Raw genomic sequence first — 25,057 nt, forward strand, 5'->3', positions numbered from 1 at the left:
CAAACACTGCCAATTTGAGACAAAATCGAGACAAGACGCCTCGCTAAGCCGCTCCGCGTAATCCCTTTTCCGGAGTGAGCTTCGATGCGCCAGATGGACCGCTATCCGTTCTTCATTGCCATCATTCTGTTCCTGCTGGCCTGGATGCTCGGCCTGCCGATGCGGGCGCAATCGGCGCCGCTCAAAGACATCCACTGCACTTTGATCGAGGACTCGGCGAGCGGCTCGACGCTTTGCCAGGATGGCTTCCGCGACGAGCGCGTCAGCCCGGCGTCGATCTTGCCGAAGGGGCTCGCGACGCGGGCGGCTTCCTGAACGATCTTCCCGGGCTCATCAAATAGAACGGCTTGCGGCTTTACGGCGGCGGAAACTCCTCATAAAAGACTGCCGCCCGCCAGCGTCCAAGTGATTGGCGCCTCCGGCCAACCCTGCATGCTCCAGCACACTTCCTGCGACATGCATTCACCACCCGCGCTCGTTTGCGGGACTGGATAGGACAACTCTGATGCTGAATTCCGTCTCCCTGACATTTCCCGATGGTTCCGTCCGCGAGCACGACGCGGCCATGACCGGCGCCGCCCTTGCCGAATCGATCTCCAAATCGCTGGCGAAAAAGGCTGTTGCCTATAGCCTCGACGGCACCGTCCGCGATCTTTCCGATCCGCTCGGCAGGTCCGGCAAGGTCGAGATCATCACCCGCGAGGATCCGCGCGCGCTGGAACTCATCCGCCACGACGCGGCGCACGTGCTGGCCGAGGCGGTGCAGGAACTTTGGCCAGGAACGCAGGTGACCATCGGGCCGGTGATCGAGAACGGGTTCTATTACGACTTCGCGCGCAACGAGCCGTTCACCCCGGACGATTTCCCGGTGATCGAGAAGAAGATGCGCGAGATCATCGCCCGAAACAGGCCGTTCACCAAGGAAGTGTGGTCGCGCGAGAAGGCGAAGAAGGTCTTTGCCGACAAGGGCGAGCGCTACAAGGTCGAGCTGATCGACGCTATCCCCGAGGATCAGGATATCAAGATCTACGCGCAGGGCGACTGGTTCGATCTCTGCCGCGGTCCGCACATGGCTTCGACCGGGCAGATCGGCAACGCCTTCAAGTTGATGAAGGTGGCGGGCGCCTATTGGCGCGGCGATTCCAACAACCCGATGCTGACGCGCATCTACGGAACCGCCTTTGCCGACCAGGCGCAGCTCGAGGCATACCAGTTGCTGCTGGCGGAAGCCGAGAAGCGCGATCATCGCAAGCTCGGCCGCGAGATGGATTTGTTCCATTTTCAGGAGGAGGGACCGGGCGTCGTCTTCTGGCACGCCAAGGGCTGGAAGATGTTCCAGAACCTGGTCAACTACATGCGCCGCCGCCTCGACGAGCACGGCTACCAGGAAGTCAACGCGCCGCAGGTGCTGGACAAGAGCCTGTGGGAGACGTCCGGCCACTGGGGCTGGTATCGCGACGCGATGTTCAAGGTGACGGTTGCCGGTGACGACACCGACGACGACCGCGTCTTCGCGCTGAAGCCGATGAACTGCCCCGGCCATGTGCAGATCTTCAAGCATGGGTTGAAGTCTTACCGTGAACTGCCCGTAAAGCTTGCGGAGTTCGGCAATGTGCACCGCTACGAACCGTCGGGCGCGCTGCATGGGCTGATGCGTGTGCGCGGCTTCACGCAGGACGATGCGCATATCTTCTGCACCGAGGAGCAACTCGCCGCGGAATGCCTGCGCATCAACGATCTAATCTTGTCGACCTATGCCGATTTCGGCTTCGACGAGGTCGCGGTGAAGCTGTCGACGCGGCCCGACAAGCGCGTCGGCACAGACGAGGCCTGGGATCATGCCGAGGCGATCATGAGCAATGTGCTGGAGACGATCCGCACGCGCTCCGGCAATCGCATCAAGACCTCGGTCAATCCGGGCGAGGGTGCCTTCTACGGGCCGAAGTTCGAATATGTGCTGAAGGACGCCATCGGCCGCGAATGGCAGTGCGGCACCACCCAGGTCGACTTCAACCTGCCGGAACGCTTCGGCGCCTTCTATATCGGCTCGGATTCGGAGAAGAAGCAGCCGGTCATGGTGCATCGCGCGGTGTGCGGCTCGATGGAACGCTTCCTCGGCATCCTGATCGAGAACTATTCCGGCCATTTCCCGCTGTGGTTCGCGCCGCTGCAGGTGGTGGTGGCGACGATCACCTCCGACGCGGATGAGTATGCCACGAAAGTGGTCGAGCGGCTGAAGGCTGCGGGGCTGCTCGCCGAAACCGATCTGCGCAACGAGAAGATCAACTACAAGGTGCGCGAGCACAGCCTGGCCAAGGTTCCGGTCATTCTCGTTTGCGGCAAGCGGGAGGCGGAAGAGGAAACCGTCAATGTCCGCCGTCTCGGCTCCCGCGACCAGGAATCGCTGAAGCTCGGCGACGCCGTGAAATTGCTGGCGGACGAGGCCGTCTCTCCGGACCGCAAGCGCCGCGCGGCCTAAAATCGTTAAACTCCAATCGCTTCTCGAATGGCGGTGGCACATAGTCCACCGCCATCTTCACACGCCTGTCACGCCAACCTTGTAACCGAGCCGCCATGCTCAAGCTGAAACCGCGGGGAAGGCCGTTTCCCGAGCTCTCCTACGCCAACCGGCATCAGCCGGCGCTGACGCGGTGGTTCATCCATTCCGTCGAAGGCCTGTCGGGCCGCGACCGCTTTGCCGTGCTCTACGACTTGTGGCGGCGCCAGGTCGCTCCAACGGGCGAACGTGTGTTCAGCCGCATGCTGGACTTGATCGACGTCAGGGTGCACCACGCCGGCCGTTGGCCGCCGGCAAATGTGCCGGCTAGTCCGCTGGTGATCGTCGCCAACCATCCCTTCGGCATCGGCGACGGCATTGCAGTGCTGTCGCTCGCCGAGCAGCTCGGCCGTCCGTTCCGGGTCATGATCCACAAGGACCTGCTCAGGATCCGCGAGATGGAAGCCTATTCGCTGCCGATCGATTTTTCCGAGACCAAGGAAGCGCTGAAGAACAACATGGCCGTGCGCCACGAGGCGGTGCGGCTGTTGAAGGCAGGCGTCACCATCGTCGTTTTTCCGGCCGGCGGCGTCGCCACGGCGCCGAAGGGGTTCGGCCGGGCGATCGACCTGCCGTGGAAGATGTTTCCGGCCAAGCTCATCCAGGAGGCCAAGGCCTCGGTCATCCCTTTGCATTTCTCCGGCCAGAACGGCCGTCTGTTCCATCTCGTCAGTGGGCCGATGAACATGGCCGAGCGCGACAACCGCGTGGCGAAATTCGTCGGCAAGGCGTCGCTGACGCTGCGCACCTCCCTATTAATCCGCGAATTCGCCCGGCTGTCGGGCAAGGCGATCGAGGTGCGCATCGGCGATGTGCTGAAGTGGAGCGAGCTCGAACCGTTGCGCGACCGCAAGGCGCTGCTCGACAGGCTCTACCAAGCGGTTTTCGATCTCGCTCCGGCGGCGGCGCGGCGCGGACGCACGCCGTTTCTAACCAAGCGGATGCGCAAAGCCGCCTGAGCAGCTTAGTCCGCGCCCTCCTCGGGATCGATGGCGGACGATTCGTTGGCCACGACCTCGATTTCCTGGTTCTGGCCGGCCACGACGGTGAAATCCTTCTGGTAGATGCGGTCGCGGTTCTTGGCGATGATGGTGTATTGGCCTTCGGCCAGCACCATCGAGGCGAAGGCGCCGACGGCTTCCTTGATCGGATCGCCGGATTCATTGAGCAGCGACCAGGAGGTGTCGGCAATGGCTTCGCCGCCGGGCTCGCGCACCAGCTTCATCGTCATCTCAGCCGCGCGGTGCTCGACGGTGGCCTCGGTCAGCTTGCCGGCCTCGACGCGGATATCGGAGCGGATCACGGCGTTGACTGCGCCATAGGTGGAGACGACATGGTAGGTGCCTGCATTCAGCCGCACCACCGTGTTCGGCTCGACATCGGGGGCGATCAGCGCGCGGTCGCCATTGGTCTCGGCCTGGCCCTCATAGATCGCGAAGCGGAGCTTCTTTGGCGCGATGTGCGCGCCGCCGGACGTCACCGCATCGAGCTTCAAGCCGCCGGCATCGAGAACGAGGCTCTCTCGCTTTGCGTCCTTGCCGACGGTGATGCGCTTGGTGGCGCCGGCCCGTCCGTAAGAGGCGTGGACCAGGTAGCTGCCGGGGTCGAGCTGGAACACCGCCGTGCCGCCATGCGCGGACGCGACCATCGGCAGCTTGCCGTCGCTGGCCGGTTCCGGCTTGAAGACGCGCCAGACGATGCCGCGGGTGATGTCGGCGCCCTTGTCGGTCAGTTGCGCAGAAAGGGTGATCGCTCCGCCGCTGCCAAGCGCCAGCGACCGCTCGCTCTTCGGCGTCGCATAGCTCGAAATGCCCGGCAACTTGATATTGCCGACATCGTTGGCGTTCTGGGCCAGCGCGAACGAAACCGGCACCGCAAGCAACGCGGCGATGAGCCCGACCACGAAAAGGCGCAGAGTCCCCTCAAACATACCTTGCGTTGAAGCCCAAGGCGGTGGCAATTTCAAGGCTCAAGAGCCTGCCGCCCTCCGCCAGGGCTCTTTATCCGGCGTATAATTGCGCCATTGCCCGAGCCGCCCGACCTCCCGATGGCGCGCTTCAGCTCAAAATCGAATGCTAGGAGACTTGCGCCCATGGCGTCGCCGATCATCGACTTCCTGCTGACCCGCAATTCAGCGCCGATTCCCGACCTCAAGGAGCCGGCGCCGAGCGATGCGGAAATCGCCACGATGATCGCGGCGGCATCGCGGGTGCCAGACCATGGCCGCCTCGAGCCCTGGCGGTTTATCGTCTACCGCGGCGAGGCGCGGGTCGAGATCGGCAAGAAGCTCGCGGCGCTTGCCGAGCAGCGCGAAGGACCGTTGCCGGAGGGGCGCCGCAACCAGGAACTGGCGCGCTTCTCGCGCGCCCCGCTGGTGATCGGCGTCGTCTCCGTGCCGCGGGAGAACCCAAAGATCCCGCAATGGGAGATGTTCCTGTCGGGCGGAATGGCGGCTATGAATCTGATGATCGCGGCCAACGCGCTGGGCTATGGCACCAACATGATCAGCAACTGGTATTCCGACGTTGCGGAGGGCAGGGCGATCCTCGGGCTGTCGCCGCAGGAGCGCGTCATCGGCTTCGTCCATATCGGCTCGTACCAGGGACCGGCGCCGGAGCGGCCCCGACCCGATCCGGCGAAGCTCTATGCCGATTATGCCGGGCCGTGGGCCGGCTAAGATGTTCTACGAGCCATCCAAGGGGCACGGCCTGCCGCACGATCCGTCGAAGGCGATCGTTGCACCCCGCCCGATCGGATGGATCTCGACATTGAACAAGGCCGGTGAGATCAACCTGGCGCCCTATTCCTTCTTCAATGCCTTTTCGACGCGGCCTTTCATCGTCTGGTTCTCATCCGAAGGCGCGAAGGACAGCGCCACCTTCGCTGAAGAAACCGGCGAATTCGTCGCCAATCTCGTCAGCCGCGAGCTTGCCGAGAAGATGAACCGCACCGCCGTCGATGCGCCGCGCGGCGTCAGCGAGTTCGCCTATGCCGATCTCGCCATGGCGCCGTCGCGCCTCGTCGCGCCGCCGCGCGTGGCGGAAGCGCCCGCCGCCCTCGAATGCAAGGTGACCGAGATATTTCGGCCGCGGGCACTGGATGGCGCCGAGACCAGCGCCATCGTCGTCGCCGGCGAGGTCGTCGGGGTCCACATCGACGATGCTTATCTCAGGGACGGCCTGTTCGACATCGTCAGGGCCGGCAATGTCGCCCGGCTCGGCTATATGGACTATGCCAGCGTGAACGAGATTTTCTCGATGCGGCGGCCGCGCTGGAGCAAGGATTAACCGAAAGGGCTACACGGCTCACGTCCGCTACAAACTGATCCCCATGATGGTCTGGCAATTGGCGGTTCAGGCTGAAAGTCCCGCCGCTCTCGCGCGTGCCAGCAGCCGCTCCGCAAGCCGCAGGTGCGGCCGATCATACATCTTGCCGTCGATGCCGACGACGCCCGGATTTCCCGCCGCCGCGAAGGCGTCGACGATCGCCCGCGATCGTTCGACCGCTTCCGGCGAGGGCGTGAAGGCGGTGTTGATGACCGGCACCTGCGCTGGATGGATCGCCATCTTGCCGGTAAAGCCGTCGCGCTCGGCCTCTCTGCATTCGGCTTCGAAACCGGCCATGTCGCGGAAATCCGGAAAGACGGTATCGATCGCGGCGATTTCCGCCGCTCCGGCCGCCAGGATGGTCGTCGCGCGCGCCAGGCGGAAGACGTCGGTGTAGCGGCCGCTCTCGTCGCGCGCCGAACGCGCGCCGATTGCGGCTGACAGATCTTCTGCGCCCCAGGTAAGTCCGGCAAGCCGGCTGCTCGCTCCGGCGTAGCTCGCGGCAGCCAGCAGGCCGGATGCGGTTTCGGTGATGATCGGCAGGATCTTTATGCCGCCATCCGGCAAGCCGCTTTCGGCCTCGTGCACCCGAAGCTTGGCCGCGAGCTGCTGGACATCCTGTCCGCTGTTCGACTTCGGCAGCATGATGCCGTCGGGTTTCACCGGGACGAGCGCCGCAAGATCATCGTCGGTCAGGCCGGTCGACAGATCGTTGACGCGTACGTAGATGGCGGAGCTGGTCTGCCGTCGGTGGCCGGCGATGAGGTTCGCCGCGACTTTGCGGGCGGCCGCCTTGTTGCCGGCGGGGACCGAATCCTCAAGGTCGACGATGACCACGTCGGCGCCGGCGCCAAAGCCCTTTTCCAGCTTGCGCTCGGAATCGCCCGGCACGAAGAGCAGCGAGCGCATCAGGACGCCTTCTTCATCATCATCGCCTGCCTCGTGCATTTGGCGACAAGAACATCGTTCTGATTATAGGCGCGGTGCTCGAATTCGACGATGCCGCGATCGGGCTTCGACCTGGACTCGCGCACCGAAACGACCGTCGTCTCGACGCGAATGGTGTCGCCGTGGAAAACCGGGTGCGGGAAGACGGTCTCCTTCATGCCGAGATTGGCGACAGTGGTGCCGACGGTGATATCGTTCACCGAGATGCCGATCATCAGGCCGAGCGTGAACAGCGAATTGACCAAGGGCTTGCCCCATTCGCTCTTCGCGGCGAAGTCGAAGTCGATGTGGAGCGGCTGCGGGTTCAGCGTCATCACCGAGAACAGCATGTTGTCGCTTTCGGTGACGGTCTTGCGCAGCGTGTGCCGGAAGACGCGGCCGACGACGAACTCCTCCAGATAAAGCCCGGCCATGGTCGATCTCCTCCGCTATTCCTGTTTGATAAGCGTTGGTTGCAAAGCCATCAAGCCGGTTAAGAAACATGGTGAACCGTTCGTAAACCATTTCCAGCTTACCGTTCCCAACGGGGCCGAAACGTTTCGGCAAGGGCGTAGCTGATCGGCATGGTTGTTTCGCATTTTCTAAAGTGGATCGATAAGGCAAGGGTTTCCGAGCGCGCCGCCGCCGCGAGCGCGCTGGCCCGCGCCTACATCAATTCCGACCTGCCGTTCGAGGATCGCTGCGCCGCCGAGGCGGCGCTCACGCTGCTGCTCGACGACGTTTCCGCCAAGGTCCGGCAGGCGCTCGCCGAAGCGCTGTCGATGAGCCATCACGCCCCGCCGCAGGTGATCGCAGCACTCGCTTCCGACCAGCCGGAAGTGGCGGCGCTGGTGCTGGCGCGTTCGCCTTTGCTTACCGATGCCGATCTCATCGACCGCGTCGCCTGCGGCCAGAAGGCCACCCAAAAGCTGATAGCCAACCGTCCCGTCGTCTCGATGTCGCTGGCGGCAGCCATCGCCGAGATCGGCGAGCCGGAAGCCTGCGCCACGCTGATCGCCAACAGCGGCGCCGATATTGCATCGCTGAGTTTCCGCCGGATGGCCGAACGGCACGGCCACCTGCCGCTGGTGCGCGAGGCGCTGATCGCCGACGCGCGGCTTCCCGCGGACTGCCGGCACATGCTTCTGGTCAAGCTCGGCGAGACGCTGAAGGGATCGCCGCTGGTACTGGCACTGATGGGAGCGGCACGGGCAGACCGCGTGATGCGCGACGCCTGCGTGAAGGCTTCGGTGACGCTGATCGAGGGCACCCGCGCCGAGGAGCACGCCGCGCTGATCGAGCATCTCAGACTGCGCGGCGATCTCACCGCGAGCTTCATCATCCGCACCGTCGCGCATGGCAAGGTCGACTTCTTCGGCTCGGCCCTGGTGGCGCTTGCCCAACAATCCGAGCAGCGGGTGAGGGCGTTGCTGGCCGGCGGGCACGACGTTGCGCTGCAGGCGCTGTTCCGCAGCGCAGGCCTCGCCGCCGCCACGCACGGCATCATCCTGCGCGCGCTGAAGATCTGGCGCGAGGTCGCCAACGGCAAGCGTGTCGCCGGCGTGCAGGAGGTGAGCTGGCTGATGCTGAAGGAACTCGGCGGGCAATCGGCCGAGGGCGATCTCGCCGGACTGGTGAAGTCGATCCATCTCGACGCGCTGCGCGAGAACGCGCGCGGGCATGCGCTGGCAATTGCCGCCGCCTAGCGCACGTCGGTGCCAGGTGTGGCCGGCCTGGCGGCTTCCTGCTCGATGCTCACGTATCCCGGCCCGGCCCGTCTAAGGGTGCCCCTTCGCGAAAAAAATCCGGATAATCCTGCATCGCGGCAGCGATGATGCGCAGTGAGGCCGCGACCTGAAGCATTTCCGGCCGGTCGCTGCGACCGGCGATGCTCGCCGCATATTCCCGCGCCACGGCGATGGTCGAGGTCTGCGGCTCGCCATGCCTCCTGAACAGCAATTCCCGCGCCAGGCCGCGCAGGAAGTTGCCGATCGACTCGACCGTCTCGCGTGGCACGGTGGAGTTCAGTTGCGCCTGGCGCAGCCGGAGCACTTCGAGGCCGACGGTCACGGCGGCAATGCTGCCGCCAAGAATAGGGTCGCCTTTCCTCCCGGTCTGCTGCAGTTGCGGCATCAACTGGTTGATCCGGTCATAGGCCAGGCTTTCGAAGGCCGAACGCCTGGGGACGCGCTCATGCAGGCAAAGGCGCGCCAGGTCCTCGCGCATCGCCTTCGAGATGCGCTCAACAGTGGCCCAGGGATTGGCCGGCAGAACGACGATGAAGACGCCGATGGCGATCAGGATGCCGACCAGGATCGATGCCGATCCGGCGAAGAACGGGCCGGGATCATAGGTCATCATCTGGTGCGGGCTGAGGAAAGCCAAGAAATTGATGGCGAAGGCGGTGGCCACGCCGACATGCCGCGGATTGGCCATGCCGAGCGCTGCCGGCACCAGGATCGGCACGACAAAGAGGGTGAACCAGCCGAAGCCGGGCAGCGCCGGCATTGCGATCTGGCCGAGGAAAGCGAAAGGCAAAGCGAGGAGCGTTCCGGTGAAGAAGCCCCAGGCCGACTGAACCGGATCGGGACGCGCCGCGAACAGGCTGGAGACGACGGCGACGAGAATGACGGTGCCCGCCGCCTCCGACCATTTGGTGGTCAGCCAGAAGGCGGCCACCAGAAGCGTGGCGAGCGCGGCGCGCACCGCATTGCGCCAGGCCGCATGATAGTCGCGGTGCACGACCAGGGCCGGTTGCTGCCGCTCACGAGACGTTCGGGAAACCGGCGAGCGAAGCGCATCCAAGCCGCGCATCACCTGCTTCAGCGCCTCCGCGAAATCGGCGGCAAGGGTGAGGCGGGTGATGGTGCCGACCTTGTCTTCACCGGGATCGGTGGCCACCGGCGCCGTTTCTCTTGCCCTGATCGCGATTGCCTCGAGCCGGGCCACCCATGGGCCGGTGTCGTCCAACGCGTCGCGCGTCGTAGCGAGTTCCCCGACGATTGCCTTCATCTCGCTGCGAACAGGGATGAGCGTCGCATTCTCCGGCGCGGCATGGGTATGCAGCGCGCGGGCCGCCGAGAGCGCCCACAGGAGCTGTCCGATCGTGCGCCGGACCGGATGGGCGCGGGTCGCGAAGCTCGGCGCTTCGAGGCGCGCATAGGTGCGCATTTCGGCAAGTGTCTGGGCATCGGTGATCAGCTTGCGCTGGAGAGCGGCAAGACCGGCCGGATCGCCGTCGGAAAAGGCGCCTGAGGCGTAGTCGGCGAGATCGAGAATGCTGCGTTTCAGCCTGGAGATGATGGCGTCCGCCGCGAGCTTCGGCAGGATCAGCCGGCTGGTGACGCCGGCGCAGACGATGCCGAGCACAATTTCCGCGCAGCGCGCGACAGCGAGATCGACGACGAGATGCGCCTGCCCGAATGCCGGCAGGCTGATGATCATCGCTGTATAGCCGGCAAGGGCGGCGCCATAGGCTTCCGGATTGCGCAGCAGCGAGGAAACGAGGGTGCTGACGCCGATCCATAGTGCCAGCACCGTCACCAAGAGCCAGGGATTGGTGCCGAACAGCGATGTGATGCCGATCGCCGCCAGGCCGCCGGCCAGCGTACCGAGCAGGCGGTAGAAGCCTTTCGCCAGCACCATGCCGGCGACCGGCTGCGCGACGATGAACACGGTCATCATCGCCCACTGCGGATGATCGAGCTTTAAGGCGTAAGCGGCAAGCAGCGCGATCAGCCCGGCAGAAACCGTTCGCAGCGCGAAGATCCAGTCCGAACGCGTCGGCTGGGTCAACTCACTTAACGGTGTCCCGACTAGATCCTTCAGCCGCGTCCAGGTCACATGCAAGTCTCCGTGCCGGAGCCTGTTATGGACCAGTCCGCGTTCAGATATCCAGCACGTCGGCCTCGGCGAATTCGGCACGTTCCTGGATGAAGCGGAAGCGGGCCTCGGGCTTGGTGCCCATCAGCGCGTCGACGGCGTCCTTGGTCGCCTGCTCGGCATCGATCACGTCGACCCTGAGAAGCGTGCGCTTCCTCGGGTCCATCGTGGTTTCCTTGAGCTGCGAGGCCATCATCTCGCCAAGGCCCTTGAAGCGGCCGATCTCGACCTTGCCGCGCCCGGTGAATTCGGTGCGCAGCAATTCGTCCTTGTGCGCGTCGTCACGCGCATAGGCCACCTTACCGCCCTGACGGATCGAATAGAGCGGCGGCACGGCCATATAGAGGTGGCCACCGCGGATCAGGTTCGGCATCTCCTGGTAGAAGAAGGTGATCAAAAGCGAAGCGATATGCGCGCCGTCAACGTCGGCGTCGGTCATGATGATCACGCGGTCGTAGCGCAGGTCCTCGTCGCGATATTTCGAGCGGGTGCCGCAGCCGAGCGCCTGGATCAGGTCGGAAATCTGCTGGTTGGCGGCAAGCTTGTCGTTGCCGGCGCTGGCGACGTTGAGGATCTTGCCGCGCAGCGGCAGCACCGCCTGGCTGGCGCGGTCGCGCGCCTGCTTGGCCGAGCCTCCGGCCGAGTCGCCCTCGACGATGAAGATCTCGGCGCCGGCCGCGGCGTTCTGCGTGCAGTCGGCGAGCTTGCCCGGCAGGCGCAGCTTGCGTACCGCGCTCTTGCGCGAGACTTCCTTTTCCTGGCGCCGGCGCACACGCTCGTCGGCGCGCGCGATCACCCATTCGAGAAGCTTCGAGGCTTCCTGCGGGTTGTCGGCCAGCCAGTGGTCGAACGGGTCGCGGATGGCGGTTTCGACGATGCGCATCGCCTCGATGGTGGCCAGCCTGTCCTTGGTCTGGCCGACGAATTCCGGCTCTCGGATGAATACCGACAGCATGCCGGCGGCCGAGATCATGACGTCCTCGGTCGTGATGATCGAGGCGCGCTTGTTGCCGATGAGGTCGGCATAAGCGCGAAGCCCGCGCGTCAGCACGTTGCGGAAGCCCGCCTCATGCGTGCCGCCCTCGGGAGTGGGAATCGTATTGCAGTAGGAGTTGAGGAAGCCGTCGCCGCCGAACCAGGTCACCGCCCACTCCAGCGAGCCGTGGCCGCCCTGCTTGTCGCTTTTGCCCGCGAAGACTTCGCGCGTGACCTGGAATTCGTCGCCGAGGGTGGCCTTGAGGTAGTCTTTGAGGCCGCCCGGGAAATGGAACTCGGCTTTGGCCGGAGTTTGATCCTTTTCCTTGATCAGCGAGGGATCGCAGGTCCAGCGGATCTCGACGCCGCCGAACAGATAGGCCTTCGAGCGAGTCATGCGGTAGAGCCGGGCCGGCTCGAAGGCGCCCTTGCCGAAGATCTGCTCGTCGGGATGGAAGCGGGTCCTGGTGCCGCGGCGGTTGTGCACCTCGCCGAGGTGCTCCAGCCCGCTCACCGGAACGCCGCGCGAGAAGCGCTGGCGATAGAGCTGGCGCCCGCGCGCGACCTCGACCTCGAGGTGATCGGACAGCGCGTTGACGACGGATACGCCGACGCCGTGCAGACCGCCGGAGGTCTCATAGACCTTGGAGTCGAACTTGCCGCCCGAATGCAGCGTCGTCATGATGACTTCGAGCGCCGGCTTCTTGAACTTCGGATGCGGGTCGATCGGAATGCCGCGGCCATTGTCGGTGACGGTAAGAAATCCGTCCGCCGAAAGCTCGACGTCGATGAAGGTCGCGTGGCCGGCCACCGCCTCGTCCATCGAATTGTCGATCACCTCGGCGAAGAGATGATGCATCGCCTTGTCGTCGGTGCCGCCGATATACATGCCTGGGCGCCGCCGCACCGGCTCCAGCCCCTCCAGAACCTCGATGTCGGCGGCGCTGTAGCTCTCGCTGCCGTCGCGGGCGGCGGCCGAGCGCTTCGCGGCCTGCACCAGCGGATCGGCCGGCCGCGAGGGCGCGCGTACTTGCTGGGGCTGCTTTTCCGGGTTGCCGAAAAGATCGCTGGTGTCGTCCATGCTAGCCATTAAGTCCGGTACTGCGAATCACTCCTCGATACTGCCACGCTTTTGGCGGGCGAACGAGTTCCTGTTCCGTTCAGGGATCAAACTGTCTCTTATTCCAAAACCATTCGATAACCAAGCCGCCGGAAATAGGGCGGGCTCCACCCCTTCGGATTCCTGATTCTTTAACATTAACGCCTAGCGTGAGCCTCAACGGCAAAAGACCACGGGGCGTCAGGGGTTTCGTTGTGAAGGGCAGGGCCATAACCATGATCGGCATCGCAGCCGTTTTCGGCGCGATCTCGATCTTTGCCGCGGACTTCTGGGTCAAAAGCCAGGCGAGGGCCCAGTCCGAGCAGAAGACGGCATCGATCGTGGTGCCGCACGAGCCCAAAGTCGAGTTCAAGACCATCGTCGTGGCGAATGCGCCGCTGCGCTACGGCATGCAGCTCGACCGGTCGCAACTCACCGAAATTCCGTGGCCGCAGGATTCTCTGCCGCAAGGCGCCTTCCCGACCGTCGACAAGCTGCTGGCCGAAGGCAGCCGCGTCGTGCTGTCGCCGATCGAGGTCAACGAGCCGGTGCTGCTCGCCAAGCTGTCGGGACCGAATGGCCGCGCCACACTTTCCAACATGCTGTCGCGGGGCATGCGGGCAGTCACCATCCGCACCGACGAGATCGCCGGCGTCGGCGGCTTCATCACGCCGGGCGACCGGGTCGACGTCGTGCTGACGCGCGATGCCGGCGAAATCCAGGAAGTGTCCAAGAACGCGCAAGGGGCAGCCGGCTCGACGGTCACGTCCGAAATCGTCGTGTCCGACGCCAAGGTGCTTTCGGTCGGGCAGGGCGCGGACGAGCGCAAGACCGAGCCGCAGGTCGCCAATTCCGTGACCCTCGAGGTCACCAACGAAGGGGCGCAGAAGGTAGCGCTCGCCCGCACCGTCGGCTCCTTGTCGCTGTCTTTGCGGTCCGCCGCCGATGCCAGCGCCAGCGGCAACGGGCTTACCACCATCTCTTCCTTCGGCGGTTCGGTTGCCGCGAGCGCCGAGGCAAGCGCCGCCTCGCTGGTCAAGGCGGTGGCGAAGGAGCCGGAGGAGCCAAAATTCAAGACGGTGATCGTGTCCCGTGGCACGAAGGTGGAGGAATACAAGGTTCCATCCAAGCCCGCCGACGGAGACGTCGTTCCTTCCAAGGAACAAGAACAATAGCCGGTGGGGACCGGCCGGGAACGGGACAATGCCTGTGTTGAACAAAGAACGGACGACGAGAGGGCGGCGCCTTCTGCGTGCTATGGTGGCGGGCGCCTTTCTGGCAGCCGCCGGAATGCTGGCCTTTGGAGCGCCGGCCCAGGCAAACAACGACGTCGTATACGTCTCGGCGACCAAGAACGCCTCGATCAAAGTCGCCAAGGGCAAGCCCAAGACGATCATGACGAACGCGGCCTTCTATCAGATCGTCATCGGCGATCCGGAGATCGCCAACGTCAATCCGCTGACCGACAAGTCCTTCTATGTGCTGGGCAACAATCTCGGCACCACCGGCATCGCGCTGTTCGATCAGAACAAGCAGCTCGTCGGCACCATCGACATCGAGGTGACGCTGGACACCGACCAACTGGCCAACACCATCCGCGCCAGCGTGCCGGATGCCAAGATCAAGGTCGGTTCGGCCAACGGCCGCGTGGTGCTTTCGGGCGAGGCGGAAGACGCGGTCGCGGCCGACAAGGCGAGCAAGATCGCGTCGCGCTTCTCCGGCAATGAGGAAGTGATCAACTCGGTCAACATCTCGTCCTCGCAGCAGGTTCAGCTCAATGTCCGTTTCGTCGAGATCAACCGGCAGGCGGGACAGGATCTCGGCGCCAAATACGGGGCCAACTTTGCCTTCGGCGTCGGCGGTCGCGACGTCATCATCGACCCGGGCACGGTACCGACCGCCGGGACCGGCGAGATCATCGGCCGGTTGCTTTCCAACGGGGTTTCGATCGACATCGCCATCAAGGCGCTGGAAGAGCGCGGTCTCGCCCGGCGGCTGGCCGAGCCCAACCTGATCGCCCGCTCGGGCCAGACCGCGAGCTTCCTTGCCGGCGGCGAGTTCCCGATCCCGGTGTCCGAGGACAACGGCAAGATCAGCGTCAGCTATAAGAAATACGGCGTCGGTCTTGATTTCACGCCGACCGTGCTCAAGGGTGGACTGGTCAGCCTCGATATCGCGCCCGAAGTTTCGTCGATCGATCCCTCCGCGTCGATCGAAGTCAGCAGCGGCATTTCCATTCCTGCCTTCATCGTGCGTCGCGCCAAGACGTCGGTCGACTTGAAAAACGGCCAGAGCTTCATGATCGCGGGCCTTCTGCAGTCGCAGAACGACATCACCACCTCGCGCCTGCCGGGGCTCGGCAAGCTGCCGGTTCTCGGTCCGCTGTTCTCCTCGAAATCCTATCAGCGGCGCGAGACCGATCTGGTGATCATCGTCACGCCCTACCTGGTCAAACCGGTTGACCCGTCGAAGAAGATGGTCGAGCCCACCGACGGAACGCGGCCGCCAAGCAATGCCGACTACTTCCTGAACAACACCGAGGAAGTCGACGCTTCCGCTCCCAAGCGCCCCTTGGCACTGGCCGACGGCAGCGGGGCCCGTCCGGTGACGGCGACCACGTCAGGCCATTTCCTCGATCTGCCGAAGGACTGAAGCCATGCGTCTGGCTCCTTGCATCGCTCTGCTGCTCGCCGGCGCGCTCTCCGGCTGCACCAGCGACGACTATGTGCGCACCGAAGGCGTGTCTCCGGCCGCCGGCAACGCCCAGGCGTCCAACACAGCCATGCAGATGGTCGACCCCTGGCAGTACGGCGTCCAGAACACCAGGCTCCTGGTGCCGGCTCCGAGCACGAGCTCCACGGCCAATGCCGCGGGCGCGAAGGCCGGCGCGGCGCCGGCTTCAACGACATCGGTATCAACGACAGCAGACTGATGGGCTGACGACCATGGCATCGGGCACCAAGACCAAGAAGATCCTGCTCGTTTCGACCGATCGGGCGTTTTCGCAGGATACGCGGACGGCTTTCGCTACATCCGAGGTCATCGAGCTTTTGACGGTCGAGAAAAGCGTCAACGAACTGCGCGGCGAGGTCCAGGAGACCGATTTCGGCGCCGTCATTGTCGACATGGACGCGGCCAAGCTCGAAGAGATCGAGTCGCTGCAGCGCATCATGCGCCGAATCGAAGGCCGCGTCCCGGTGGTCGTCGTCACGCAGGAATTCAATGCGGCGGCGGTGCGCATCCTGGTGCAGCTCCAAGTCGCCGACTTCCTGGTAAAGCCGATCACCACCGCCGATCTGGTGCGTTCCGTCATTCGCGCGCTTCAAGGGCCGGGGCGGGAGGAAAACACTGAATCGCAAATCTACACCTTCATGCCGGCCGCCGGCGGTGTCGGCACCACCACGCTTGCCCTGCAGACCGCCTTCCAGCTGCACCATTCGGTGACGCGCGGCGCCTCGACCTGCGTGGTCGACCTCAATTTCCAGCAAGGCGCCTGCGCCGAATATCTCGACCTCGAGCCGCGCTTCGACATCACCGAAATCGAGAACCAGCCCGAACGTCTCGACCGGCAGCTGCTGGACGTCATGCTGTCCAAGCATGCAAGCGGGCTCTGCGTGCTGGCGGCGCCGACGCGCCCTTCGGAAATGCGCTCGTTCAAGACCGATGTCGTGGTGCGCATGCTCGACCTCGTCTCGGCCTATTTCGACAATGTCGTCATCGACATGCCGCGCACCTGGTTCCCGTGGACCGAGACGGTGCTGCTCGGCTCCAACAAGCTCTATATCGTGGCCGAGATGACGGTGCCTTGCCTGCGCCACACGCAGCGTCTCATCCAGGCCATCTACGAGACGGCCGGCAAGGAAGTGAAGCCGAACGTCATCGTCAACCGTTTCGAGCAGAAGATGTTCGACAGCGGCATCAAGCAGGCCGACGTCCAGGATATCCTCGGCGAGCACTTCGTCGGCGGTATCTCCAACAACTACCGGCTGGTGCGCGAGGCCGTCGACCGCGGCGTGCCGCTGCACGACATCGATGCGAACGCCAATGTCGTGAATGACCTGAAGAAAATCATCCTGCCCGAGGAGGCCGTGGCGACGACGGCAAAATCGAAGTCGCTGTTCGGCCTCGGCAAGGGCCTCTTGAAGAGGAAATCAGGATGAGCAGTCGCTTCTCCAACCTGCAGAATCGCGATGTCCGTCCGCTGCGGGCGCCCGAACCCGCGCCCGTTGCGCATCACGCCGTGGTCATTCCGACGACCCGCAAGCCGGCGCCGCCGAAGCTGGAAGCAGCACCCGCAAAGAGCGCCAACAAGGTGCTCGACGCGCGCGTGCGCATCCACCGTATGCTGCTCGAAGAAATCAACCTCGTCGCGCTGGAGCGGCTGCCCAAGGACGAAATGCGCCGCCAGGTGCATGAGTTCGTCTCGGAAAAGACGCGTCAGGAGCGAATGGCGATCAACACCGCCGAGCTCGACGCGCTGGTGGACGACATCGTCGACGAGATGGTGGGCCTCGGCCCGTTGGAGCCGCTGCTCAAGGATCCGGAGATCAACGATATCCTGATCAACGGCCATCAGAACTGCTTCGTCGAAAAGCGAGGCAAGCTGCAGCAGGTCCATATCCCGTTCAAGGACGAGGCGCATCTGCTTCGGATCATTAATAAAATCGTCGCGGCCGTCGGCCGCCGCGTCGATGAATCGCAGCCGATGGTCGACGCCCGCATGCTCGACGGATCGCGTTTCAATGCCGCGATCAGGCCGGTCGGCGTCGACGGGCCGCTGGTATCGATCCGCAAATTCTCCAAGAACAAGCTCGGCCTGCACAAACTGGTAGAGTTCGGCGCCATCACCCAGAACATGGCCGAGGTGCTGGCGGCGGCCGTGCATGCGCGCAAGACGACGATCATCTCCGGCGGCACCGGCACCGGCAAGACGACGATGCTCAATGCCTTGTCAGCCTTCATTCCCGAGGACGAGCGCCTGATCACCATCGAGGACGCCGCCGAGTTGCAGCTGCAGCAGCCGCATGTCGCGCGCATGGAAACGCGCCCGGCAAACATCGAGGGTCATGGCGAGCTGAAGCAGCGCGATCTGGTCAAGAACGCGCTGCGCATGCGGCCCGACCGCGTCATCCTTGGCGAGTGCCGCGGCGAGGAGGCCTTCGACATGCTGCAGGCGATGAACACCGGCCATGAGGGGTCGATGGCGACCATCCACGCCAATACGCCGCGCGACGCCATATCGCGCCTCGAACAGATGCTCGGCATGACCGGCATGCCGATGACGGTGCAGTCAATCCGCAGCCAAATCGCGAGCGCCATCGACATCATCGTGCAGCTGACGCGCCTGTCCGACGGCAAGCGCAAGGTGACCAGCGTCGCCGAAGTGACGGGCATGGAAGGCGACGTCATCCAGATGCAGGAGATCTTCCGCTTCGTGCGCACCAGCATGGAGGCGGACGGCAAGATCGTCGGCCATTTCGAGGCGACGGGCATCCGACCGCGCTTCCTCGAGGACCTGCGCAACATGGGCATCGAATTTCCGGGCAAGTATTTCGAACCCGGCCGGCCGCAGGAGTAGCCGGTGCTCGAGGGATTCAGCCCGATCTACGCCGTCTACGCGGCGGCGGCGCTCACCGGCATCATGATCGCCGAAGGCTGCTACCTGCTCTATGCCGGCCGCAGCGACAAGCGCACGGCGATCAATCGCCGCATGAAGCTGGCGGAGAACAAGATCAGCCAGGAGCAGGTGCTGATCCAGCTGCGCAAGGAACGCGGCATGGAAGAGGGCACGCCCCTCCTTTCTTTCGATCGCTTTCGCGCCTTGCGCACGCAGTCCGGCATGATCATGCCGATGCCCAAATTCCTCACGATCACGTCGGGGACAGCGTTCACTCTGGCGCTTTTCGCCGTCTGGTACGGCCTGCCTTTGCTGTTCGGGCTGGTCCTGCTTCCTGTGCTGGTGCCGGTCTTGCCGGTTATGGCGATGCGTTTTCTGCGCAAGCGCCGGCTTAAGCGCTTCGGCATGCAATTGCCGGAAGCGCTGGAGCTGATCACGCGCGGCCTCAAGGCCGGCCACCCGGTGCCGGTGGCGATCGCGATGGTGGCGCGCGAGATGGCCGATCCGATCGGCACCGAGTTCGGCGTCGTGGCCGACGAAGTGACTTATGGCTCGGACCTGGTTTCAGCGCTCAACAACCTGTTCGATCGCGTCGGCCATGAGGACCTGCCGCTGTTCGTCACCGCAGTCTCGATCCAGAGCAGCTCCGGCGGCAATCTGCGCGAGATCCTCGACGGCCTGTCGTCGACCATCCGCGAGCGCGGCAAGCTGCGGCGCAAGGTGCGCGCCATTTCGACCGAAGGCCGCATGTCGGCCTATATCCTAACCGCCGTGCCGGTGCTTCTGTTCACCGCCATCATGGTGCTGATGCCGCAATTCTACCGCGAGGTGTGGGGGATACCGAAGACCTGGTACATGCTGGGCGGCTCGATCCTGTGGCTCCTGCTCGGCAATACCATCATGTTCAAGATGTCGAATTTCAGGTTCTGAAATGGACGAGGTCATCCGCTTCCTTGCCTCGCTAGCGCCGACATCGCTGATGCCGGTGGCTGTGCTGCTGCTGGTGATGGGCGGCGGCGCGGTGGCCTGGCCGCTGGTCGTCGCGCAGGGCGACCGCAACGAGGTCAAGCGCCGGCTGAAGGTCGAGGCGGCGCAGCCGATCGAGCAGCACGAGCCGGCACCCAGGAAAAACGCGAACGCCGTGCGCGAGAAGGCGGTGAGGCGGGCGCAGGAATTCTATGCCAAGAGCGATCCGGAGAATGTCGCGCGACTGCGCATGAAGCTCATCCAGGCCGGTTACATGGAGCCGCGCGCCGTCGGTACGTTCTTCCTGATCCGTTTTGCCGCGCTGGTCGGAATGGCGCTTGGGGCATTCCTGGTCAACCATTGGGCGGCCAGCGCCGAATCGACCGTGACCAGCCGCTGGACCTTCATCATCCTGTCGGGAGCGGCCGGCTATTTCCTGCCCGGCCTGGTGCTGACGCAGAAGGTGCGGGAAAAGATGCGCGAATACCGCAATGGCTTTCCCGACTTCATGGATTTGATGATCGTCTGCTCCGACGCGGGCATGAGCATGGAGGCCGGCATTGAGCGGGTCTCGAAGGAACTCGCCAGGACCTATCCGTCGCTCAGCCAAAACCTGCAGCTGGTGTCGCTGGAGTTGAGGGCCGGCCGCAGCCTCGACGATGCACTAAAGGCGCTCGCCGATCGCCTCAGCCTCGACGAAGTGCGCTCCTTCGCGACGCTCCTGCAGCAGTCCAAGGAGCTCGGCACCAGCCTGTCGGGAGCGCTGCGTGTCTTTTCCGACGAAATGCGCCACAAGCGCATGTCGCTTGCCGAGGAGAAGGCGCATGCCTTGCCGGCCAAGATGTCGGTCCCGGTGACGGTGTGCATCCTGCCGGTGGTGCTGATGGTCGCCATCATCCCGATCGTGGTAAGGCTGACGTCGCACTGAGGCCGGCGGTGCTGGTTAACGCATCCTTTGCAAGCAACTGAAATTTAGGCGCATTTCGGCACCGAAGCTTAATCGCTCTCCTGTATGGTCCTTGCTGAAGAACGACCCGGCAAATCGGGCGACGGGGCAGGGCATGCGTCACAGACTTTCCACGGCAGCGGCGGTATTGGCGGCCGTCTTGATGATCACCGGCTGTACTACGAACAGCAGCGTCGACACGACCAAGACCACCGCAATCCAGGCGACGGCCAAGGATATCAGCGCCGCCGACCTGAGGGAGGGCAAGGCGCAATTCCGGGAGGCGAATTTCGGTCTCGCAGAACAGCATTTCCGCAAAGCGGTGGAGCTCAAGGCAGACAATGCCGAAGCCTGGATGGGGCTTGCCGCCTCCTATGACGAGCTCGGCCGCTTCGACTTCGCCGACCGCGCCTATGCGCAATTGCTGAGGGTCGCCGGGCGCAAGCCGCAGATCGTCAACAATATGGGCTATTCGCAGCTCCTGCGCGGCAACAAGAAGAAGGCAAGGGCGCTGCTGCTCGAAGCCAAGGCCGGTCTCGCCGACCAGACCGTGGTCAACGCCAACCTAGCGCTGCTCGACAAGAGCTGATCCGCTTCCGGCTCGTCCCGCAGCGGAACCGGGCCGTAGTTTCAGCGGACATGTCGACGCTTTGTAAACCCTTTGTCGAGCGAGCAGCGGACACCGGCCGAAAAGGGTTTGCGCCACGCCTCTACAACCTACATTGAGGAAGCAACGAGTCTCCCCAACGGCAGATCTTCAGAGATGTTGGATTTCAGCTCGCTCCTGCTCGCGGCGGCGCTGTCGGGCACATGCCTCAGCGTCACGATGCTCGCGATCTGGCTCACCGCGCCGCAGGCGCGTTTCGTGCTTACGGTCGCCTGCGGCATACTCGTGCTCGTTGCCCATGTCGTCCTGTTCTGGCGCTATACCAAGGACGCCAACCCGTGGCTCTGCCAGATGGTGCTTGCCCTGCTCAGCCTGGGGTTCCTCGTCATCTGTTTGTCGGCGATGCAGTATCTCGGCATCCGCAGTTATCGCCGCGCCATCGTGCCGGCGCTGGCAGCGATGGCGGCCTGCGCCCTCGTCACCTATTTCGGCTTCGATGGCGTCGGCTTTCTGATCACCTATTCGACGGTGACGGCGCTGCTCGGCGCGATCGGAACGATGTTCTGGATGAAGGGCGATCACGACCGCCGGATACTGCTCGTCGTTTCGTTTCTCAGCGGCGCCTGCGGGATATCCTTCGCGCTGTGCGGCCTGGTGCTGCTGGTGCAAGGGCAATGGGTCCTAGGCGCCGCGCCCGACAACTGGGCGGAGCGGTTGAACTCCGTCGTCGCGGTCGCCTGCATGACCGGCTTCGGCGCGCTGACGCTTTCGCTGCACCATCTGCAGGCGCAGATCGAGCTCAAGGCCGCGACGATGACCGATCCGCTGACCGGCCTGATGAACCGCAGGGCGCTCAACGAGCTTTACGGCGGTCGCAGCTTCGGTCCGTTCATGGCGATCGCGATGTTCGACCTCGACCATTTCAAGACCACAAACGATGTCTTCGGCCATCCCGTCGGCGATCAGGTGCTTTGCCGCTTCGCGGCGGTGATCAAGAAATATGGCAGGGCCGGGGTCGATGCCTTCCGGCTAGGCGGTGAGGAGTTCGCGCTCGTCCTATCGCGCATGACGCCGGAAAAGGCGCACGATATGGCAAGCAGGATCGGGGTCGCTTTCGGCACCGAAATCGTTCCGACTCAACGTGGTCCGTTGCGCAGCAGCGTCAGCGGCGGCATGGGATTTGGCGCCCCCGATGGCCGGACCCTAGACGAGGTGCTGGCTGAGGCGGATGCCGCGCTCTACGCCGCAAAGCGCGCCGGGCGAAACCGCGTGATCGCCCAACGCCAGGAGGACCAGCCCGATAGCGGGCCAGCCCTGCGCTCGGCCTAACTTGCCCTACCGTCTACTCTGCGGCGCCGAGATATTCCGACAGCGGCGGGCAGGAGCAGACCAGGTTGCGGTCGCCGGCGACATTGTCGATGCGCGAAACCGGCGGCCAGTATTTTGCTGCCAGATCGACGTCACCCGCTGGGTAGGCTGCTTCCATCCGCGAGTATGGATGCGGCCATGCGCCTGCCAATGCCTCGGCGGCAGTGTGCGGGGCGTTGACCAGCGGGTTGTCGTCGAGCGGCCATTCGCCCTTCGCCACCTTCGCCGCCTCGCCGGCGATCGCAATCATCGCCTCGCAGAATCGGTCGAGTTCGCGCTTGGGTTCGGATTCCGTCGGCTCGACCATCAGCGTGCCGGCAACCGGGAACGACATGGTCGGGGCGTGGAAGCCGTAGTCAATGAGGCGCTTGGCGATGTCGTCGACGCTGATGCCGGCGCTCTCCTTGAGCACGCGCGTGTCGAGAATGCACTCATGGGCGATGCGATCGCTCCTGCCCTTGTAGAGGAGGGGGAAATGCGGCGCGAGCCGCGTCGCCACATAGTTGGCCGAAACGATCGCCGTCTCGGTGGCCTGCTTCAGCCCGGAGCCGCCCATCATGCGGATATACATCCAGGTGATCGGCAGGATCGAAGCGCTGCCGAAGGGCGCGGCGGCGACGGCATGCGCCGAACCTTCCGTGACATGGCCCGGCAGATAGGGTTTCAGATGCGCCCTGACGCCGATCGGGCCGACGCCCGGGCCACCGCCGCCATGCGGGATGCAGAAGGTCTTGTGCAGGTTCATGTGGCAGACGTCGGCGCCGATATCGCCGGGGCGGGCGAGACCGACCAGGGCGTTGAGGTTGGCGCCGTCGAAATAGACCTGGCCGCCATGCTCGTGGATGAGGGCGCAGAGATGGCGCGCGCCTTCCTCGTAGACGCCATGCGTCGAGGGATAGGTGAACATCAGCGCCGCGAGGTTCTTGGAATGCTCGTTGGCCTTGGCCCGCATGTCATCCATGTCGATGCTGCCGTCCTCGGCGCAGCGCACGACGACGACGCTCATTCCCGCCATCGCCGCGCTCGCCGGATTGGTGCCATGCGCGGAGGACGGGATAAGGCACACGGTGCGGTGGCCTTCGCCGCGCGCGCGGTGATAGGCGCGGATGGCGAGCAGGCCGGCATATTCGCCCTGGCTGCCGGCATTGGGCTGCAGGCTGACCGCGTCGAAACCGGTGATCTCCGACAGCCAGGCCTCCAGGTCGCCGACCATGGCCCGATAGCCGGCCGAATGGCTGGCCGGCGCGAAGGGATGCAGGTTGGCGACATTCACCCAACTCACGGGCATCATCTCGGCGGCGGCGTTGAGCTTCATGGTGCAGGATCCGAGCGGGATCATGGCGCGGTCCAGCGCGAGGTCCTTGTCGGCCAGCCGCCGCAGGAAGCGCATCATCTCGGTCTCGGAGTGGTTCTCGTGGAAAACCGGCTGGGTGAGGAACTCCTTGCCGCGCCGCTTACCGGGCATCGAGCCGGCTGCCACCGTGCCGGGCTTGGCGCCGAATAGCGCCGCGATCGCTTCGAGGTCGGCTTCGGTCGAGGTCTCGTCGAAGGCGATGCCGACGTGGTCGGCATCGATGACGCGCAGCAGCCGGCCAGTCTTCTCGGCGGCGGCGGCTATTGCCGCTGCCTTGCCCTTCACTTCCGCCGTCACAGTGTCGAAGCGATGTGCTCCGAGAACGGCCACGCCCGCTGTCTTCAGTCCCGCCGCAAGGCGGTTGGCGAGAGTGTGGACGCGCTCCGCGATCGCTTGCAAACCGGCGGGACCGTGCCAGATCGCATAGGCCGTCGCCATGTTGGCGAGCAGCGCCTGCGCGGTGCAGATATTGGAGGTCGCCTTGTCGCGGCGGATGTGCTGCTCGCGCGTCTGCAGCGCCAGGCGATAGCCTGGGCGGCCCTTGCTGTCGGTCGACTGGCCGACGAGGCGGCCGGGCATCAGACGGGTGAGCTTGTCGGAGACGGCGCAATAGGCTGCGTGCGGGCCGCCAAAGCCCATCGGCACGCCGAAGCGCTGCATCGGACCGACGGCGATGTCGGCACCGAGCTTGGCCGGCGCATCCGTCAACGTAAGCGCGAGCGGGTCGGCGATGAAGACGACCAGAGCGCCAGCGGCGCGGGCCTTCTCGATCGCCGCCTTGTGGTCGCCATAGACGCCGAAAGTGTCCGGCCAGGAGACGAGCAGGGCGGCGGTGTTGTCGTCGATGGTCTCGCCGTCGACCTCGGTGCCGAGCGGTTCGGCGCGGGTGCGCACGACATCGAGCGTCTGCGGATGCGGCGTGCCGGCAAGCGCCACCTTGGTGCGCTTGTCGCGGTGATGGCGCAGTGCGATGCCGACCGCTTCGGCAACGGCGGTGGCCTCGTCGAGCAGCGATGCCGACGCCACCGGCAGGCCGGTCAGCTCGGCAACCAGGGTCTGGAAATTGAACAGCATCTCCAGCCGGCCCTGACTGATCTCGGCTTGGTAAGGCGTGTAGGCCGTGTACCAGGCCGGGTTCTCGAACATGTTGCGCTGGATGACCGGCGGCACATGGACGCCGTGATAACCGGCGCCGATGAAGCTCTTCAGCACCGTGTTCTTCACCATCATCGCCGACAATTCGGCCAGTGCTTCGGCCTCGCTGGCCGGAGTGGGCAGGTTGAGCGGCAGGTCGAGGCGGATCGATCTCGGCACGGCCTGGCTGATCAGCGTTTCGACGGACGGAACGCCGATGGTGGCAAGCATGGCCCTGACATCGTTGACACTGGGGCCGATGTGACGGGCCGAGAAAGGAATGGGTGCTGCGGTCATTT

General features: G+C 64.5%; 20 protein-coding genes and 1 pseudogene. 15 read left to right on the plus strand and 6 right to left on the minus strand.

Translation table 11 applies throughout. The annotated features are described in order from the left end of the window. Positions 1–84 precede the first annotated feature (84 nt). From A9K66_RS22670 to A9K66_RS22680, 3 genes and pseudogenes are all read left to right on the plus strand, one after another. A pseudogene (locus tag A9K66_RS22670) lies at positions 85–276 on the plus strand (class D beta-lactamase); the annotation flags it as partial. A 229-nt stretch (positions 277–505) separates the two neighbouring features. Continuing rightward, positions 506–2,479, plus strand: coding sequence for a threonine--tRNA ligase (gene thrS / locus A9K66_RS22675; protein ID WP_067328049.1), 1,974 nt, complete (start codon positions 506–508; stop codon positions 2,477–2,479). Between the two features lie 95 nt (positions 2,480–2,574). Then, positions 2,575–3,516 carry a 1-acyl-sn-glycerol-3-phosphate acyltransferase gene (locus A9K66_RS22680; RefSeq protein WP_067328050.1) on the plus strand — a complete coding sequence of 314 codons (942 nt, stop codon included), beginning with the start codon at positions 2,575–2,577 and terminating at the stop codon, positions 3,514–3,516. Between the two features lie 5 nt (positions 3,517–3,521). Here A9K66_RS22680 and A9K66_RS22685 read toward each other — a convergent pair whose 3' ends face one another. Then, entirely contained in the window at positions 3,522–4,487 is a 966-nt protein-coding gene (locus A9K66_RS22685; protein ID WP_067328051.1) for a hypothetical protein, read from the minus strand. Positions 4,488–4,649: 162 nt separating this feature from the next. On the opposite strand from A9K66_RS22685, the gene A9K66_RS22690 reads away from it, so the two are divergent. Together A9K66_RS22690 and A9K66_RS22695 are read left to right on the plus strand one after the other, a co-directional pair. Then, a complete protein-coding gene (locus A9K66_RS22690) occupies positions 4,650–5,234 on the plus strand; it encodes a nitroreductase (protein WP_067328052.1) in 585 nt (194 codons plus the stop codon). Between the two features lies 1 nt (position 5,235). After that, positions 5,236–5,844 (plus strand): flavin reductase family protein, encoded by a 609-nt coding sequence (locus A9K66_RS22695; RefSeq protein ID WP_067328053.1) that lies wholly within the window; start codon positions 5,236–5,238, stop codon positions 5,842–5,844. A 66-nt stretch (positions 5,845–5,910) separates the two neighbouring features. Here A9K66_RS22695 and A9K66_RS22700 read toward each other — a convergent pair whose 3' ends face one another. Together A9K66_RS22700 and A9K66_RS22705 are read right to left on the minus strand one after the other, a co-directional pair. Next, entirely contained in the window at positions 5,911–6,792 is an 882-nt protein-coding gene (locus A9K66_RS22700) for a CoA ester lyase (protein ID WP_067328417.1), read from the minus strand. Further along, positions 6,792–7,244: a MaoC family dehydratase gene (locus A9K66_RS22705; protein WP_067000165.1), complete on the minus strand. Its 453-nt coding sequence runs from the start codon at positions 7,242–7,244 to the stop codon at positions 6,792–6,794. Before A9K66_RS22705 ends, A9K66_RS22700 begins: the two co-directional genes overlap by 1 nt. A gap of 150 nt (positions 7,245–7,394) precedes the next feature. Here A9K66_RS22705 and A9K66_RS22710 point away from each other — a divergent pair, with 150 nt between their 5' ends. Continuing rightward, positions 7,395–8,516 (plus strand): DUF2336 domain-containing protein, encoded by a 1,122-nt coding sequence (locus tag A9K66_RS22710; RefSeq protein WP_067328054.1) that lies wholly within the window; start codon positions 7,395–7,397, stop codon positions 8,514–8,516. Positions 8,517–8,565: 49 nt separating this feature from the next. Here the strand turns inward: A9K66_RS22710 and A9K66_RS22715 are convergent, their stop codons facing one another. Beyond that, the gene (locus tag A9K66_RS22715; protein WP_067328055.1) at positions 8,566–10,653 is read right to left on the minus strand and encodes an FUSC family protein; all 2,088 of its coding nucleotides are present in this window, start codon (positions 10,651–10,653) and stop codon (positions 8,566–8,568) included. 43 nt (positions 10,654–10,696) lie between these two features. Then, positions 10,697–12,748 carry a DNA topoisomerase IV subunit B gene (gene parE, locus A9K66_RS22720; RefSeq protein ID WP_067328056.1) on the minus strand — a complete coding sequence of 684 codons (2,052 nt, stop codon included), beginning with the start codon at positions 12,746–12,748 and terminating at the stop codon, positions 10,697–10,699. 254 nt (positions 12,749–13,002) lie between these two features. On the opposite strand from parE, the gene cpaB reads away from it, so the two are divergent. The 9 genes from cpaB to A9K66_RS22765 all read left to right on the plus strand — a co-directional run bounded on the left by cpaB (position 13,003) and on the right by A9K66_RS22765 (position 22,231). Beyond that, positions 13,003–13,941 (plus strand): Flp pilus assembly protein CpaB, encoded by a 939-nt coding sequence (gene cpaB, locus A9K66_RS22725; RefSeq protein WP_067328058.1) that lies wholly within the window; start codon positions 13,003–13,005, stop codon positions 13,939–13,941. 115 nt (positions 13,942–14,056) lie between these two features. Next, the gene (locus A9K66_RS22730; protein ID WP_245307654.1) at positions 14,057–15,418 is read left to right on the plus strand and encodes a type II and III secretion system protein family protein; all 1,362 of its coding nucleotides are present in this window, start codon (positions 14,057–14,059) and stop codon (positions 15,416–15,418) included. Between the two features lie 4 nt (positions 15,419–15,422). Next, the gene (locus A9K66_RS22735; RefSeq protein ID WP_067328063.1) at positions 15,423–15,698 is read left to right on the plus strand and encodes a hypothetical protein; all 276 of its coding nucleotides are present in this window, start codon (positions 15,423–15,425) and stop codon (positions 15,696–15,698) included. A gap of 13 nt (positions 15,699–15,711) precedes the next feature. After that, complete coding sequence (locus A9K66_RS22740) at positions 15,712–16,926, plus strand: response regulator/pilus assembly protein (RefSeq protein ID WP_067328065.1); 1,215 nt, start codon at positions 15,712–15,714, stop codon at positions 16,924–16,926. Continuing rightward, a complete protein-coding gene (locus tag A9K66_RS22745) occupies positions 16,923–18,344 on the plus strand; it encodes a CpaF family protein (RefSeq protein ID WP_067328067.1) in 1,422 nt (473 codons plus the stop codon). The genes A9K66_RS22740 and A9K66_RS22745 overlap by 4 nt, the downstream gene beginning before the upstream one ends. A 3-nt stretch (positions 18,345–18,347) precedes the next feature. Then, positions 18,348–19,313, plus strand: a complete 966-nt coding sequence (locus tag A9K66_RS22750) for a type II secretion system F family protein (RefSeq protein WP_067328069.1) — start codon at positions 18,348–18,350, stop codon at positions 19,311–19,313. Position 19,314: 1 nt separating this feature from the next. Then, complete coding sequence (locus tag A9K66_RS22755; protein ID WP_067328072.1) at positions 19,315–20,277, plus strand: type II secretion system F family protein; 963 nt, start codon at positions 19,315–19,317, stop codon at positions 20,275–20,277. A 133-nt stretch (positions 20,278–20,410) separates the two neighbouring features. Continuing rightward, positions 20,411–20,884, plus strand: coding sequence for a hypothetical protein (locus A9K66_RS22760; protein ID WP_067328419.1), 474 nt, complete (start codon positions 20,411–20,413; stop codon positions 20,882–20,884). Between the two features lie 174 nt (positions 20,885–21,058). After that, on the plus strand, positions 21,059–22,231 hold the full coding sequence (locus A9K66_RS22765; RefSeq protein ID WP_067328074.1) for a GGDEF domain-containing protein: 1,173 nt from the start codon (positions 21,059–21,061) through the stop codon (positions 22,229–22,231). 13 nt (positions 22,232–22,244) lie between these two features. Here the strand turns inward: A9K66_RS22765 and gcvP are convergent, their stop codons facing one another. Next, positions 22,245–25,055 (minus strand): aminomethyl-transferring glycine dehydrogenase, encoded by a 2,811-nt coding sequence (gcvP, locus tag A9K66_RS22770; RefSeq protein ID WP_067328076.1) that lies wholly within the window; start codon positions 25,053–25,055, stop codon positions 22,245–22,247. Positions 25,056–25,057 lie beyond the last annotated feature (2 nt).

Origin of the sequence: Mesorhizobium sp. AA23 (assembly GCF_001672435.1) — a bacterium.
Taxonomy (GTDB): domain Bacteria; phylum Pseudomonadota; class Alphaproteobacteria; order Rhizobiales; family Rhizobiaceae; genus Mesorhizobium.

What these genes read in the sequence shown, in the direction of transcription:
- thrS (WP_067328049.1), top strand. Translation starts at nt 506, where the DNA reads ATGCTGAATTCCGTCTCCCTGACATTTCCCGATGGTTCCGTCCGCGAG.
- A9K66_RS22680 (WP_067328050.1), top strand. Translation starts at nt 2,575, where the DNA reads ATGCTCAAGCTGAAACCGCGGGGAAGGCCGTTTCCCGAGCTCTCCTAC.
- A9K66_RS22685 (WP_067328051.1), bottom strand. Translation starts at nt 4,487, where the DNA reads ATGTTTGAGGGGACTCTGCGCCTTTTCGTGGTCGGGCTCATCGCCGCG.
- A9K66_RS22690 (WP_067328052.1), top strand. Translation starts at nt 4,650, where the DNA reads ATGGCGTCGCCGATCATCGACTTCCTGCTGACCCGCAATTCAGCGCCG.
- A9K66_RS22695 (WP_067328053.1), top strand. Translation starts at nt 5,236, where the DNA reads ATGTTCTACGAGCCATCCAAGGGGCACGGCCTGCCGCACGATCCGTCG.
- A9K66_RS22700 (WP_067328417.1), bottom strand. Translation starts at nt 6,792, where the DNA reads ATGCGCTCGCTGCTCTTCGTGCCGGGCGATTCCGAGCGCAAGCTGGAA.
- A9K66_RS22705 (WP_067000165.1), bottom strand. Translation starts at nt 7,244, where the DNA reads ATGGCCGGGCTTTATCTGGAGGAGTTCGTCGTCGGCCGCGTCTTCCGG.
- A9K66_RS22710 (WP_067328054.1), top strand. Translation starts at nt 7,395, where the DNA reads ATGGTTGTTTCGCATTTTCTAAAGTGGATCGATAAGGCAAGGGTTTCC.
- parE (WP_067328056.1), bottom strand. Translation starts at nt 12,748, where the DNA reads ATGGACGACACCAGCGATCTTTTCGGCAACCCGGAAAAGCAGCCCCAG.
- cpaB (WP_067328058.1), top strand. Translation starts at nt 13,003, where the DNA reads ATGATCGGCATCGCAGCCGTTTTCGGCGCGATCTCGATCTTTGCCGCG.
- A9K66_RS22730 (WP_245307654.1), top strand. Translation starts at nt 14,057, where the DNA reads ATGCTGGCCTTTGGAGCGCCGGCCCAGGCAAACAACGACGTCGTATAC.
- A9K66_RS22735 (WP_067328063.1), top strand. Translation starts at nt 15,423, where the DNA reads ATGCGTCTGGCTCCTTGCATCGCTCTGCTGCTCGCCGGCGCGCTCTCC.
- A9K66_RS22740 (WP_067328065.1), top strand. Translation starts at nt 15,712, where the DNA reads ATGGCATCGGGCACCAAGACCAAGAAGATCCTGCTCGTTTCGACCGAT.
- A9K66_RS22745 (WP_067328067.1), top strand. Translation starts at nt 16,923, where the DNA reads ATGAGCAGTCGCTTCTCCAACCTGCAGAATCGCGATGTCCGTCCGCTG.
- A9K66_RS22755 (WP_067328072.1), top strand. Translation starts at nt 19,315, where the DNA reads ATGGACGAGGTCATCCGCTTCCTTGCCTCGCTAGCGCCGACATCGCTG.
- A9K66_RS22760 (WP_067328419.1), top strand. Translation starts at nt 20,411, where the DNA reads ATGCGTCACAGACTTTCCACGGCAGCGGCGGTATTGGCGGCCGTCTTG.
- A9K66_RS22765 (WP_067328074.1), top strand. Translation starts at nt 21,059, where the DNA reads ATGTTGGATTTCAGCTCGCTCCTGCTCGCGGCGGCGCTGTCGGGCACA.
- gcvP (WP_067328076.1), bottom strand. Translation starts at nt 25,055, where the DNA reads ATGACCGCAGCACCCATTCCTTTCTCGGCCCGTCACATCGGCCCCAGT.